The organism is Maribellus mangrovi, from assembly GCF_037646455.1.
Taxonomy (GTDB): Bacteria; Bacteroidota; Bacteroidia; order Bacteroidales; family Prolixibacteraceae; genus Draconibacterium; species Draconibacterium mangrovi_A.
This window is the reverse complement of sequence record NZ_JBBIXN010000001.1, coordinates 1,270,937-1,286,252: the sequence shown is the minus strand read 5'-3', so window position 1 is coordinate 1,286,252 and position 15,316 is coordinate 1,270,937. Positions and strand designations below refer to the sequence as shown.

Here is a 15,316-nt window from a genome sequence, read left to right as displayed (position 1 = left end):
TGAAACAATTAACATAGTTTCATACGTATGTACAACTAATATAAGCAGGTACAATGTATTTTAATTCAACCTTAAGTGTGATTCCAATAAATATGATTTTTGTTAACATTCGTCAAAAACAACAGGCTTCCAGTCACTCAATCAGCTAAAAGCCTTAATTTTGGCGCACGATTTTCAAAAAAACAACTTTCAACATGGCAGAAAAAGATAAAAAGCTTTTCGCTGATTTTAGCCCTGTTTCTACAGAGGAGTGGGAAGCCAAGATTAATGCCGATTTAAAAGGCAAAAACTACGAGCGCGCACTGGTTTGGAAGACTTACGAAGGATTTAGCGTGCGTCCGTATTACCGTCAGGAAAACCTTGCCGGGAAAGAGAACCTGGACAGCTTACCGGGTGAATTTCCATATGTGCGGGGAAACAATAAGACCGGCAACGACTGGTTAATTCGTCAAAACATTTTTGTGACCGATTTCGAGGCCGCCAACAAAAAGGGACTCACCGTTTTGGGTAAAGGAGTTACTTCGCTCGGTTTTTTATTTAGCGATTGTTGTTCAGTAACTAAAGAAAACCTGGCTGTTTTGCTGAAAGACATTTGTCTGGAAGCAGCCGAAGTAAACCTGGTTTGCCCGAGCGATGATTGCAACCTGGCCGAATTGTTTGTCGACCTGGTATCGGCAGGTAAATGGGACAACAAAAATGTAATAGCATCAACCGCAACCGATCCGATCGGTACGTATGTACTTAAAGGCGTGATTGCAGATGACGCGGTAACAAAACTCAAGGCTGTTGTAGAAAAAGCCAAAATGGTTCCGAATTTCAGGACCATTGCCGTTCATGGTAAATTCTTTGCCAACAGCGGTTCATCCATTGTGCAGGAACTGGCATTTGCATTGGCAGAGGGAGCTGAGTATTTAACTCAACTCACCGAAGCCGGCGTTTCTATCGACGATGCTGCGAAAGCGATCAAATTCAACATGGGAGTTGGCAACAACTATTTTATGGAAATTGCCAAGTTACGTACCGGCCGACTTTTATGGTCAAAGATTGTTGAAGCTTACGGACCGGACAGCAAAAGTGCTGCAAAAATGATCGTTCACAGCGAAACCAACCGCTACAATAAAACGATTTATGATCCGTATGTGAATATGCTTCGTACTCAAACCGAAGCCATGTCGGCTGCTTTGGGCGGAGCGCATTCGGTTACTGTTCTTCCGTTTAACGCGGTTTATGAAGAAACTACCGAATTTTCGGAACGGATTGCACGTAACCAGCAAATATTGTTGCAGGAAGAATCGCACCTGAACAAAATTGCTGATCCGTCAGCCGGTTCGTATTACATCGAAACATTGACTGAATCGATTGCAGACCAAGTCTGGAAATTGTTCCTCGAAGTTCAGGAAAAAGGTGGATTTATTGCTGCTTTCAAAGAAGGATTTATTCAGAATGAAATTAAAGCGATGGCTGCCGAACGCGATAAACGCGTTGCTCAACGTCGCGACAATATATTAGGGACCAACCAGTTCCCGAATTTCAGTGAAAAACTGAAACCCGGTTTTGACGGTTCACTCTTCGAACCGATCGATCTTAGTGAAGAGGGTGCCAAAGTGGAAACATTAAAACCATATCGCGAATCGCAGGCTTTTGAAGCTTTGCGCTACACCACCGATATGTATTCGCAGGATAACAAACGCCCGCTGGCTTTTATGTTGACAATGGGTAATCTGGCATTTCGTAAAGCACGTGCACAGTTCAGTTGTAACTTCTTTGCGGTTGCCGGGTTCGATGTGATCGACAATAACGGTTTTGCAACTGTTGAGGACGGTGTTGCCGCAGCTAGAAAAGCCGGAGCCGATATCGTTGTGCTTTGTAGTTCTGATGATGAATATGCGGAAATTGCTCCGAAAGTTGCTGAACAACTGGATGATGAGATACTGGTTGTTGCCGGAGCTCCAGCCTGCATGGACGAGCTGAAAGAAAAGGGCATTACCAATTTCATTCATGTGAAGAGCAACATTCTGGAAGAATTGAAGGGATATCAAAATAAACTGGGAATATAAACAAGAGATGCTAGATACTGGTCGCTGGATACCGGATAGGATATCCAGTATCGAGAATCCAGAATCAAGTATCAAATATCTGAAATTATGAAGCCAGATTTTAAAAACATAAATATCAAAGCAGCTACAGAGCAGGCAAAAGTTGCCGACTGGACTGCAAAAAATAACATCAAAAAAGACTGGATGACACCGGAGCAAATTCCGGTAAAACCGGTTTACACCAAAGAGGATCTGGAAGGCATGGAGCACCTGAACTACGCAGCAGGTTTGGCACCTTTCCTTCGCGGACCCTATTCGGCCATGTATGCCATGCGTCCGTGGACGATCCGTCAGTATGCAGGATTCTCAACTGCCGAGGAATCGAACGCTTTCTACCGTCGTAACCTTGCGGCCGGTCAAAAGGGTTTGTCAGTGGCATTCGACCTTGCTACACACCGCGGATACGACTCTGATCACCAGCGTGTGGTGGGTGATGTTGGTAAAGCAGGTGTGGCTATCGACTCGATTCTGGATATGAAGATCCTGTTCGACGAGATCCCGCTGGATAAAATGTCGGTGTCGATGACCATGAACGGTGCGGTGCTTCCGATTATGGCCTTTTACATTGTAACCGGTCTGGAGCAGGGTGCAACGTTGGAGCAACTTTCAGGAACCATTCAGAACGATATTCTGAAAGAATTTATGGTACGTAATACCTACATTTACCCACCTGAGTTCTCGATGAAAATTATTGCCGACATTTTTGAGTACACTTCTCAAAATATGCCAAAATTTAACTCGATCTCAATTTCGGGTTACCACATGCAGGAAGCAGGTGCAACTGCCGATATTGAAATGGCTTACACTCTTGCAGACGGTTTGGATTACTTACGCACAGGTGTTAAAGCCGGTTTGGATATCGATGCTTTCGCGCCACGTTTGTCCTTCTTCTGGGCAATTGGAATGAACCATTTTATGGAGATTGCAAAAATGCGTGCTGCGCGTATGATCTGGGCGAAGTTGGTAAAACAGTTCAATCCGAAAAACCCAAAATCGATGGCACTGCGTACACACTCGCAAACATCGGGTTGGTCGTTAACTGAGCAGGATCCGTTCAACAATGTTGGACGAACAGCCATTGAAGCGATGGCTGCCGCACTGGGGCACACACAGAGTTTGCACACCAACGCACTGGATGAAGCGATTGCATTGCCTACCGATTTTTCAGCACGTATTGCACGTAACACTCAGTTATATATCCAGCAGGAAACCGAAATTTGTCGTTCGGCTGATCCATGGGCAGGTTCGTACTATGTTGAAGCATTAACGCATGAGCTGGCACAGAAAGCCTGGGCACACATCGAGGAAGTTGAAAAACTGGGTGGTATGGCAAAAGCCATTGAAACCGGTGTGCCAAAAATGCGTATTGAAGAAGCTGCGGCACGTGCACAAGGTAAGATCGATGGTGGGACTCAAACCATTGTGGGTATCAATAAATATCGCTTGGAGAAAGAAGATCCGATTGATATTCTGGACATCGATAACACAGCAGTTCGTTTGTCGCAGATCGAGCGACTGAAAAAACTGCGTGCCGAGCGTAACGAAGAAGAAGTACAGCAGGCACTGTCAGCCATTACAAAAGCTGCTGAAACAGGCAAAGGCAACTTATTGGTCTTGTCGGTTGACGCCGCTAAAAAACGTGCTTCCTTAGGTGAGATTTCAGATGCCTGCGAAAAAGTTGCAGGACGTTATAAAGCAGTAATCAGAACTATTGAAGGCGTGTATAAAGCAGAAGCACAAGACAAGTCGGAGTTCCAGGAAGCTCAGGCTTTAGCGAAGAAATTTGCAGAGATGGAAGGTCGTCAACCGCGTATTATGATCGCTAAAATGGGTCAGGACGGACACGACCGTGGTGCAAAAGTTGTTGCTACCGGTTATGCCGACCTTGGTTTCGACGTGGATATGGGACCACTGTTCCAGACTCCTGAAGAAAGTGCCAAACAAGCCGTTGAAAACGATGTGCACGTGGTAGGTGTTTCTTCACTGGCAGCCGGTCATAAAACATTGGTTCCTGCCATTATCGAGGAGCTGAAGAAACTGGGTCGCGACGACATCATGGTAATTTGTGGTGGTGTTATTCCTCACCAGGATTATCAGTATTTGTACGATGCAGGTGCAGTTGCCATCTTTGGCCCCGGTACCAGTGTTGCAGGTGCAGGTAAAAAGATCCTTGAGATTTTGATTGAAGCCTATCAGGAAGACTAGATCAAGGCATAAGGATAAAGTCAAAAGTCAAAAAAAATGACAATATAGAAAGCCGGTTCCGTTTGGGGCCGGCTTTTGTTTTGTTTGTGTAATCCAACTTCTACCGGGTCATTATAAATCACATCACTGCAAAAAGTTACAAAAGAAAAAATATTTCAATCGATTTATATCTGATAGTAGGCGTGGAGTATAAAGATGATAGATGCCGGCGTCTAGAAGTGAAATTATGTTACTTTTATGGGTAAAAATAAATCATTACTAAAATCAACTAAAATGAGGAAAGTTCTCTTTATCCTATTGCTATTTCTTTTTAGTGTTAACAGTTCATTTGCGCAATATACTCCGTTTTACCAATGGACTTTGTTGCCTCCGGCTGTGATGGATGAAATTATTGGTGAGTCATCGGGTGAAACAGCCATAAATCATGTGATTGAGATGGTAGGTTATCAGCGCAACCGACCGGCTAGTGAATACGGTACAGCTGCCTTTCGCGAAGGGAAATACGTATTGAATAAGCTAAATGAATATGGAATTGCAGGGGCTACAATCGAACGTTTCGAAGGTGGCGAAACCTGGGATGGTATAAAAGGAGAATTATGGGAAATTGAACCGGGAAGAAAAAAACTGGCCGATTATAAAGACATTGCTCTTTCGTTGGCAAGTGGAAGTCAACCAACCGATGTAACTGCTGAATTGATCTGGGTGGAAGACGGTGAGGAAGAGGATTTTGAAGGTTTGGATGTTGCAGGTAAAATTGTTGTAACATCAGGAACAGTTGGTAGAGCCCATCGAACGGCGGTTGAAAAAGGTGCTGTTGGTGTTGTTGCTTTTGGCTCGAGCCGCGAGTTTACGGCACCACTTGCTATCCCCGCCAGCGGAATCAGGGGAGATAATGCCACGTTTGGTTTTTACCTCACGCCGCGCGAAGGTTACAAACTACGCGACCGTTTGATTCATGGTGAAAAAATTAAGGTCCATGCTGTTGTCGAGTCGCAAATATTGCCATACGAATTGCAGGTACCTACCTGTGTTATTCCTGGCAGCGATCCCGATGCGGGAGAAGTAATTCTTTCAGCACATATTTTCGAAGGCTACACAAAACAGGGAGCCAACGATAACGTATCGGGCAGCGCAGCCATTCTCGAAGTGGCACGCATCATCAACCAGTTAGTTGCCGATGGCCGCGTGGAACAACCAAAAAGAAGCATCCGTTTTATCTGGGTGCCCGAATTTTCGGGAACAATTCCGTGGGTGAGTGCCCATAAAGATATTATGGACCAAACACTCTGTAACATCAACCTCGATATGGTGGGGCTTCATCTAAAAAGTAACAATTCTTTTTTTAGCATGATGCGTACCACTTTTGGTAACCCGCACTATGTGAACGACGTGATGGAAAATTACTTTGTGTACATGGGCGAGGTAACCCGTGAAATTCTTGCCAACAGGAGCAATAAAAAAATTGCGAATCAGATTGTAGCTCCCAGCGGAACCGACGATCCGTTTTATTACCAGGTAGAACAACATTACGGTTCATCCGACCACGAAGTTTTTAATAACTGGACCGTGCATGTGCCGGGAGTGATGCTGATTACCTGGCCCGATATGTACTACCATACTTCGGAAGATACACCTGATAAACTCGATGCCACACAAATGAAGCGTGCAGCAGTTATCGCGGCTGCAGGCGCTTATAACATCGCTTCGGCCGACGAAGAAATGGCGGGATCGATCGCGGAAACCTCATTTACTTACGGATCGAAAAGAATGGGGATTGAATTGGGTCGTGCCCTGGATGAATTGAAGTACGCCAATGCTGAGTCGTTAGAATCTACCTGCAAAAAAGTGAAAGCCTATTTGGAAACTACTTATAAAAACGAGCTTGCCACACTTCAATCGGTAGCAGAACTGGCTCCGGACGGCAAGGTGCTTGGCAATCAGTTGGAAACGCTGAGTGCATCAACAAAGCAGTTATTCGATGCCAACTCAGTTGTTCTGGATAATCAAATTAAACTGACAGCCGAAAAACTAGGCACGAGAGTTCCGTCGTACAAGCTTTCAGAACTGGAAAAACAAGCCAGCGAATTTATTCCTGTTCCATCAGAAAAATTAGCGACAGGTACTTTCAGGATTGAACGTGCGGTGTATGGTCTACCCAAAGATGTTCTGGAAAAATATCCCTTTAAGAACATTGCCAATTCTACTGAACTTTGTGCTTTAATTAATGGTAAAAACAGCGCTTTGGATATTAAAAAGATGTTGGATACTCAACATAAAAAAGAATCGGATTTGCAAAGTGTTTTAAACTATTGTGAGTTGTTGCGCCAAGCAGAACTTATAAATTAAGCACTCGAATTCAGTTCATCGAGAAAATGAAATTTAGCCGGTTCCATGGGGCCGGCTTTTATTTTGTTTTTTCAAGGGAATACAAAAAAAGCGAATCCAATTGGATCCGCTTTTCACGTTGAATGTTACCTTTTCTCTTAGACTACTATTAATTAATCACTACTCTATGCTCATAAATATCGAAGTCGTTTGTAAGAACTATTTTATATTCTCCGCGATTCAACTGTGAAAGATCAAGACCCTTGTGGATGGCTAAGTCGTTTCCCAGTTTGACTTTTTTCAACAATGTTCTGTTGTCGTAGATGTACAGGCTAACGTTCTCTTTTTCGTAGTTCAGGTACGAAAGTTTAACATTTTCTCCGTCCTGGTGAAAATAGGGATCGATCGTTTTTCGAATGTCCATTACTTCAATTTCACCATAGGAAAGGGAAAACTTTTTGCTTACTTCCTCGTTGTCTGTTCTAACGTGATACCAGTATACACCATCTTCAAGATTCGAAAAGTCGTAACGTTTCTTCAATTCACTACGCGGTGCTTGCGTATTCATTTCGTAAAGTTTGTTCCCAACTTCGTCGAATAACTCGATTTCGTAGTTAACCATTTCGGCGTTCGAAATTTCAACCACAGCTAATTCGCTGTCGTTGGTCGCCAAATTCACTTTCAAATTTCCCGATGCCAATGCAACACTTGTTATCAGCATTGCAAAAATTCCTGTTAATAGAGTTTTCATTGTTCTAATTTTTAATTGTTTTTGTTTTGCTTTTACAATACTTAAAGGATTAAATCGATAAAATGTTCAATAAATAATAACAATAGATAAACAAAAAAAATAATTGTGTTCCAAATGCCAACAAAATAAGGCTATTTGCAATAAAGTTAAGGTATGTTAAAACGCTCATAAACTCAAGGTTACTTCTTTAAGAATAGAAGCAAAGCTTAAGATGGCTTTCAACTAAACAGGAAAAGCGAATCATAAAGCGATCCGCTTTTCGGGTTAATTCTACCTTTTCGACCGGAAGAACGATTCTAATCGATGTTAATTTCGTATTTGTAATTTTCTGATTGTGTTGAAATGATGGCATTATAACTTCCTGTGTTTAACTCCGAGAAATTAAGTGCGTGCTGAATTGCAAATTCCCGATTGAAACCTTTTCTGTACAGCACTTCATTGTTCTGGTTATCGTACACAAGAAGTAATAACTTCTCCCTCTCGAAATTCAAAAAACTGATCTTCAGTTGTTTGTCGCTGAGCAAAAAATGAGGTTCTAAATCCTTTCGTTGATCGATGACTTTTGCCTCTCCATTGTTAATTTCCAGGAGGGCGGTAATTGTTTCATTATCTAATTTCACACTGTAGGTGTATACACCGTCGTTTAACACGGAATGGCCGTAGGAATAATTGTACGAAGCACTCGGATTTTTGGTTGTCTTGTAATAGACAATATCGCTGTTAGAGTCGATGACTTCAATTTCGTAGGTACTTTTAACGGCATTCGAGATGTTCACGTCAAGATTGTTTTCCCCGGGTACGATTTTTAACTCCAAATTTCCACTTGCTGCAACAGTCGCGCTAAAAAAAAGCAAGGCCGACATCATAATTGTTTTTAATGTTTTCATGGTACTTTAGTTTAATTGTTATCATTTTGCTTTCATAACACTAAAAGGATTAAGTCGACAAAATGTTTAAGTAAATATACGAAATAATAAACAAAAAAAAGTAATTGTGGCATTTGTGTTAATAAAATAAGCATGTTTGGGCGTAGATTAAAATATGTTAAAATAGTATTTTAAAGCCGTGGTTACTCCTGTAATAATGGAAAAAAGCTTCAATCGGCTTTCAATTAAAAGGGAAAAGCGAATCATAAAGCGATCCGCTTTCCGGGTTTCTTCTACCTTTTCTACTGGAAGGTCAATTCTAATCGATATTAATTTCGTATTTGTAATTTTCTGATTGTGTTGAAAGGATGGCATTATAGCTTCCCTTGTTTAACTCCGAGAAATTAAGTGCATGCTGAATTGCAAATTCCCGGTTGAAACCTTTTCTGTACAGCACTTCATTGTTCTGGTTATCGTACACAAGAAGTAATAACTTCTCCCTCTCGAAATTCAAAAAACTGATATTCAGTTGTTTGTCGCTGAGTAAAAAATGAGGTTCCACGTCTTTTCGTTGTTCGATGACTTTTGCCTCTCCCTTGTTAATTTTGAGGAGGGCAGTAATTGTTTCATCTTCCAATCTCACCTTGTAAGTGTATTCCCCGTCGCTTAACGAAGAATAACTGTAGGAATAATTGTACGAAGTACTCGGTTTGTTGGTGATTTTGTAATAGACGATATCTCCATTCGAATCGGTGACTTCAATCTCGTAAGTACTTTTCACGGCGTTCGAGATGTTCACGTTAAGATTGTTTTCCCCGGGTACGATTTTTAACTCCAGATTTCCACTCGCCGCAACGGTCGCGCTAATAAAAAGCAAGGCCGTCATCATAATTGTTTTAATTGTTTTCATGGTGTTTGTGTTTAATTGTAATCATTAATAACTGTGTTGAGGTTTGACCGTTTTGAATTGGAGTTCTGTAACACAAAGCTACGGCGAAAAAATACCAAAAAGTATTTTAATATGATTTAATTTATACGGGTTAACGATTTATTAATGATGCAAAAATCTGTTCAAATAGATCAAATTGAATTTATTTTGACCTGTATATATCAAATTGATATTTAATAATACAAAAAGAAGTCAATATGGATTTTGGGCAAAGTAATTTAAAATGTAGGCTGTTTTTTTATTTCAACATTCGTTGGGCTGAATGGCATTTATGAAGCCTTACTTCGGGCTAATTCATAAAAAAAGCGAATCGTTTGATTCGCTTTATATAGGTTTTGTTTAACGCTTACATCAATTCAAAATCGTAATTATAAAAGCTCTTTCCGCTGATAAGAACAGCCATGTATTCTCCCGTATGGAGTTCCGACAAATTAAGTGTCTGCTCAATATCATATTCCGGAATTAAACTTTCCTGATAAACCCAGTTGGCATTGTCTTTATCAAAGAGCAGTAACCTGGCTCTCTTATCTTCGATATTTGGGAATGTGAATTCCAGGAACTTTCCTTCAAGTTTGAATTCCGGTGCAAGTTGTTCTTCCCGGCCTGTTATTTTCACTTTTCCGTTTTCTACTTCAATGTTGTTTAAGCTATTCTCGTCGCCCACCTCAACGACAAAAGTGTAAGTCCCGTCGGCAAGCTGTGAAAAATCGTACAGTTTTTTAAAATCATATTCCGATGACTTTTCTTTATCAGAATAAACAACGTTGCCGTAAATGTCCTCCAATTTTACAACAACAGGAACATTTGGTGCTGTTAGTACATCAACTTCCGTTTTATTTTTCTGACCGGGAACAACTTCAACCTGAAATATTTCATTTGCTTTTGTTATGCCTGATGCCAGAACTATTAAGAACAACATCAGTAAAATTCTTATTTTTTTCATGGCATTAAATTTTAATTGTTTTTAATGTTAAGGTTGTCGATTAAAAAACGATATCAAAACCGGTTCGTTCTTTAAAACACTCAACCTGATTCTTGTTATAAATGAAACTCGTAATTGTATAACTGATCGCCGGCTTCAAGAACGGCATTGTAATTGCCGGCTTTTAGTTTCGACAGATCAACTTCTTTGGTGATGGTAAAATTATTTGCCAGGTCGTTATTATATATCAATTGATTGCTACCGTTGTAAAGTAGAAATTTAACATCCTGTTTTTCAAAGTTCAGGAAGGTGAAATCGAGTTCATGCCCTTTAAGTTTGAAATAAGGTGCCACCATTTCTTTTTGATTGGAAAGCTGAACATTTCCATCTTCAACCCTCATAACATTTTCGATGGTTTCATCACCAAGTTTAACCGATAAGGTATAATTCCCATCGTCAAGTTTCGAGAAATTGTAGATCTTGTGGTAAGAAACTCCGGGATTTTTGATATGATGCCAGTAGATCATTTCACCGTTCGCATCGGCGACTTCAACCATACATCTGTCACCTTCATTATCACTCACACTTACCAGTGCTTTTTCGTTTTTGCCGGGGATAACGCTTACATTTAATAATCCGGTTGCCATAACCGAGCCGGATGCTAGAATTGTTACAAGTAGTAACATCGCTTTTTTAAAATTTTTCATGACATCCAATTTTAAAGTTAAAACTTATGTTTTCTTTCAATTCTCTCAACATACTTAGACGCTTTCAGTTTAATAAAGTATGTAAATAAAAATTAAATACTGTTAAGTGTTATATAGAATGTAAGGCGCTGTATTAAAATGTATTAAATGAAGGCTTGTAGGTGTAAAGTTTGTGAAATTTGAGCTGATGTCTGAAGTATAAATAAAGGTAAAATCAGCAGCGAAAAACATAAATGGCTTGAAAATTTTGGATAAAAGGGATTCAAGCAAATTGGATTGGATTACTGCAATATTTTTTCGAAATACTAACAGATAATGAATGTCTTCCGGCACGGCTTGGAGTCTGACAAAAAAGAAAAAGCGAAACCATTCCGGAATCGCTTCTTACTTATCTTTTCTCACTAAACCGAAGGGTTTAATCGATATAAATATCGTATTCGTGTGTTCCCTGGTTACTGACCAACATGGCACTGTATGATCCACTTTTTAATTTGGAAAGGTTAACGGCGTGGTTCATTGCGAACTCAGTACCCAGATCTTCTTCGTACAACATGCGTTTCGAACTGTCGTCGTACACATAAAGCACAATGTCTGATTTGTTGAAATTCAGATAAGAGATTTTCAAATAATTGTTGTTCAAAGCGAAATACGGATCCAGTTCTTTATTGTAATCAATCACCTCAACTTTACCGTTAGTTACATTTACCATGCTTGTGCTCGTTTCATTGGCCACGTTAACCGTAAATGTATATTTTCCATCGTACAGGCCCGTTAAATCATAAACACTGGAGTACGTTTTTGATGGTCGCTGTGTTTGCTTGTAATACAAAATGTTGCCGCTTGCATTTTTTACTTCAATTTCGTAAACACTGTTAACGGCGTTCGAAATTTTCACGATTGCTTCGTTTGCTTCTTCCTGAACAATAGAAACCTTCAGGTTTCCGTTTGCCATTGCCAGTCCCGAAGTGAAAATAAGGGCGGCAACAAATAATAATTTTGCTAAATGTTTCATGTTTTGACTGTTTACTTGTTCTTAATACTTTATTTATAGAACCGTTTGACTACCAGAAGGTTTAAAAGGGGAAGTGTAGTTGAATAATAAAATACCAATAACTCTTTTAAAATCAACGACAAAGACTGTTTATGAACGGATTGACAGTTTAATTGATGTTTTCGTCTTATTCGGCCGAAAGTTTAAATAATCGCTTGAATTGCGTTTTATTATTGGCAAAAAAATGACGCCGGTTGATTTAATTGATGTTCATAGTACATAAAAACAACCGCTGGTGATGAATGGGACGAGAAATATTCCGAAAATCAGAACGTTGCTATGATTTCGGCAAAGATTGAATAATCTCCCTCAGAAAATTATTAAAATTAAAGTTTGTGTGCCCGAATCCCATACGCACTACTACCAGTTTTTTCGATGGAATAACATAAATACGCTGCCCCAGAAAACCATCGGCAAAGAATACATCATTCGGGACATCTTTTAGTGCCTGTATAGGATTTGATTCTTTTAGCCAGAATGTACCCGCGTAATTTCCATCGGAAGATTCAGCGGGACTTTTCATAAAATCGACCCACTGCTTCGAAAGAATAGTGTCGCCGGCAAAAACTCCATCGTTCAAAAAAAGCATCCCGAATCTTGCCCAGTCGCGTGTTGAACCGTAGCTGTACGAAGAAGCTACAAACAAACCGCTGGCATCTGTTTCCACTTTTGTATGCAACATTCCGGTGGGGTAGAGCAATTTGGTGTAGATAAAATTGTGGTAGTCCGTGTCGTTGTTAATTCGGTTCCTTAAAATCCCGGACAAAAGGTTGGCATCGCCCGAAGAATAATTCCAGTAACTTCCTGATGCATAATGCTGTTTATTGTCAAGTATCGATGCCAGCATATCGTCTTCCTGCATAAGCATAACAGTAGCATCCGAAATGGTAAAATAGTTCTCGTACCAATCCAGCCCCGATGACATTTGAATAATATCTTTTACGGTAATGTTTTTCCGCTTGTCTTTGTTCCACTCCTCAAATCCGGCAGGTTCATCAATGGTCAGTTTTCCCTCATCGGCTAAAATTCCGGCTAAAGCACCGGTAATCGATTTGGTCATCGACCAGCCATGAAACATGGTTTCAGCATCGTAACCATCGAGGTATTTTTCGGCAATCAGTTGGTTATCGTAAACCACTGCAATTCCAAGTGTTTTTTTGAATGGTTCGCTGCCGGGGGCATCAAAACAGGTATCTATCAATTCATTTAATCGGGCATAATTAACACCGGTCGGTTTCTCTGCGGGCAAAACACTGCCTTTGGGCCATGGAATTGTATCCGGAGAGTATCCCGGTTCAGGAATGGTGACGGCGGCTTCCTTCAACTTTTTCTCGTTTCTGTTTCTCACCAAAACAGCACCCAGTCCCTCTCGATAAATGGCTTTTCGTTTAGCCAGTCCAAAAACTTTTGAAGTCACCGATTTTTCATCATAGTCGATCTTCGACTTTGCAAGGTTGATCGGGAAAAAGGAAAGGTCTTCAGCCACAACACGCTCAGGTGTTTTGTTCGTCAGGAAAATACTCGAGCACATTCCTTTGGCGGCAAAGGCCGTGATTATAGGAAGTCGGGGCCAAACAAACCATATGGCAACTGCGAGCACCAATACCAGGAAGGCCCCCAGAATTTTTTTTAGTCGTCTCTTTTTCATGATCCTTTTTATCGAAAAGTGAAACCTAAAATTAAAAGTAGAATATTTCCTCGGTCGGAAATCTTATGTCACACAAAATATGAAGTTTAGCTAAATTTAGGTGAAATATGGTATTTTTACAAGATTAAAGAAACTTAGAATTATGAAAAATCAAAGTCTGGCAAAAATATACACCGATGCTTTTCACCAGAACTGGGATAGTCTGGCATTTTCTGATTTCGATGGCGGCGATTTTAAATACAAAGATGTGGCTAGGTCCATCAAATCGCTGCATCTTTTTTACCAGTTATCAGGATTACAACCCGGTGATAAAATCGCGGTGCTGGGGCGAAACTCAGCACGATGGGGATCCGTTTTCCTTTCGGCCATTTCTGCAAAACTGGTAATTGTTCCTATTTTGCCCGATTTTAATAAAAGCGATACCAATCATATCATCAAACATTCCGAGTCGAAGATTGTGATCAGTACACGCAATCAACTGGAAAAAATCGATATGGATCTTTCAGACGATCTGCAGGCTGTAATTGTGCTCGACGATTTTAGTTTTCATGGCGGAAAAGATGAGAACCTTCAATATAAACTCAGCGACGGATTTCAGTATTATGAGGAAAATGAATTCACAAAAGAAGCATTTAAATTCGAAGAGTGGGAGCCCGAAGAAATGTGTGTGATTTCCTATACATCAGGAACTTCGGGTTTTACAAAAGGAGTTATGATCCCGGAGCGGAGCCTGGTTTCGAACATCATTTACGCACAGGAACATATGCCGCTGAAACCGGGTAACCGAATCGTTTCTTTTTTGCCGATGGCACACGTTTACGGTTTGTTGTTTGAATTCTTATTCCCGTTGTCAACCGGTTGCCACATCACCTTCCTGAGTAAAATGCCAACTCCGGCCGTCATCACTAAAGCTTTCGGCCAGGTAAAACCGCACCTGATTCTTTCAGTTCCATTAATTATTGAGAAAATTTACAAGAAACGAATTTTGCCCGCGATAGATAAGCCAACGATGAAAATCTTGTTGAAACTTCCGGTGATCTCAGGAGTCATTCTCAAAAAGATAAGGGCTAAAATGATCGAAACTTTTGGAGGCCAGTTTTTCGAGATTGTTATTGGTGGTGCACCATTGAGTGCCGATGTGGAGAAATTCTTTAAGCGAATAAAATTCCCATTCACAATTGGTTATGGGATGACCGAATGCGGTCCGCTGATCAGTTATGAAGCCTGGGATAAGACCATGCCGTCATCGGCTGGGAAACTGGTTGACAGGATGGAAGTTCGAATCGATTCGGAAGATCCGTTTAATGTGGTCGGCGAAATTCAGGTAAAAGGCGAAAATGTAATGCTGGGTTACTTTAAAAATGAAAAAGATACAGAGGCTGCATTTACTGAAGATGGATGGCTAAAAACCGGCGATCTGGGAGTGATTGATAAAAACGATTTTATCTACATTCGGGGGCGTTCGAAAAATATGCTGCTCGGACCATCGGGACAAAACATTTATCCTGAAGAGATTGAGGCTAAACTTTCGAACCGGAATTATGTGGCCGAATGCGTGGTTGCCGATCGAAGTGGAAAACTGGTGGCCATGGTTTATCCCGATAAGGAAGCCATGCAGACCGATGAAATCGGCGAGGAGCAACTTCCGGGAATTTTTGAAGAGAGCCGAAAAGCTGTGAATTCGGAACTGCCAAAATACGAGCAAATTAGTGCGATAGAAATTGTGGCAGAGGAATTTGAGAAAACACCGAAAAAGAACATCAAACGTTACAAATATGTATAAGAAAAGGAGAGCA

The 15,316-nt window shown here is 40.7% G+C and carries 11 protein-coding genes; 4 read left to right on the top strand and 7 right to left on the bottom strand.

Annotated elements, in window-relative coordinates; genetic code table 11:
- Positions 1–194 precede the first annotated feature (194 nt).
- The 3 genes from WFY05_RS04745 (at position 195) to WFY05_RS04735 (ending at position 6,647) form a co-directional block, all read left to right on the top strand.
- A complete protein-coding gene (locus WFY05_RS04745; protein WP_340111583.1) occupies positions 195–2,057 on the top strand; it encodes a methylmalonyl-CoA mutase family protein in 1,863 nt (620 codons plus the stop codon).
- 87 nt (positions 2,058–2,144) lie between these two features.
- Positions 2,145–4,301, top strand: a complete 2,157-nt coding sequence (gene scpA, locus WFY05_RS04740; protein WP_340111582.1) for a methylmalonyl-CoA mutase — start codon at positions 2,145–2,147, stop codon at positions 4,299–4,301.
- 273 nt (positions 4,302–4,574) lie between these two features.
- Positions 4,575–6,647: a M28 family peptidase gene (locus WFY05_RS04735; protein WP_340111581.1), complete on the top strand. Its 2,073-nt coding sequence runs from the start codon at positions 4,575–4,577 to the stop codon at positions 6,645–6,647.
- A 148-nt stretch (positions 6,648–6,795) separates the two neighbouring features.
- Here the strand turns inward: WFY05_RS04735 and WFY05_RS04730 are convergent, their stop codons facing one another.
- The 7 genes from WFY05_RS04730 to WFY05_RS04700 all read right to left on the bottom strand — a co-directional run bounded on the left by WFY05_RS04730 (position 6,796) and on the right by WFY05_RS04700 (position 13,520).
- On the bottom strand, positions 6,796–7,377 hold the full coding sequence (locus WFY05_RS04730) for a T9SS type A sorting domain-containing protein (protein WP_340111580.1): 582 nt from the start codon (positions 7,375–7,377) through the stop codon (positions 6,796–6,798).
- Between the two features lie 296 nt (positions 7,378–7,673).
- Complete coding sequence (locus tag WFY05_RS04725) at positions 7,674–8,264, bottom strand: T9SS type A sorting domain-containing protein (protein WP_340111579.1); 591 nt, start codon at positions 8,262–8,264, stop codon at positions 7,674–7,676.
- Positions 8,265–8,562: 298 nt separating this feature from the next.
- On the bottom strand, positions 8,563–9,153 hold the full coding sequence (locus WFY05_RS04720; protein ID WP_340111578.1) for a T9SS type A sorting domain-containing protein: 591 nt from the start codon (positions 9,151–9,153) through the stop codon (positions 8,563–8,565).
- A gap of 385 nt (positions 9,154–9,538) precedes the next feature.
- Positions 9,539–10,135, bottom strand: a complete 597-nt coding sequence (locus WFY05_RS04715; protein WP_340111577.1) for a flagellar hook assembly protein FlgD — start codon at positions 10,133–10,135, stop codon at positions 9,539–9,541.
- 95 nt (positions 10,136–10,230) lie between these two features.
- Positions 10,231–10,821: a hypothetical protein gene (locus tag WFY05_RS04710; protein WP_340111576.1), complete on the bottom strand. Its 591-nt coding sequence runs from the start codon at positions 10,819–10,821 to the stop codon at positions 10,231–10,233.
- 415 nt (positions 10,822–11,236) lie between these two features.
- Positions 11,237–11,833 (bottom strand): hypothetical protein, encoded by a 597-nt coding sequence (locus tag WFY05_RS04705; protein WP_340111575.1) that lies wholly within the window; start codon positions 11,831–11,833, stop codon positions 11,237–11,239.
- Between the two features lie 316 nt (positions 11,834–12,149).
- The gene (locus WFY05_RS04700; RefSeq protein WP_340111574.1) at positions 12,150–13,520 is read right to left on the bottom strand and encodes a serine hydrolase domain-containing protein; all 1,371 of its coding nucleotides are present in this window, start codon (positions 13,518–13,520) and stop codon (positions 12,150–12,152) included.
- A gap of 142 nt (positions 13,521–13,662) precedes the next feature.
- On the opposite strand from WFY05_RS04700, the gene WFY05_RS04695 reads away from it, so the two are divergent.
- Complete coding sequence (locus WFY05_RS04695) at positions 13,663–15,303, top strand: AMP-binding protein (protein ID WP_340111573.1); 1,641 nt, start codon at positions 13,663–13,665, stop codon at positions 15,301–15,303.
- Positions 15,304–15,316 lie beyond the last annotated feature (13 nt).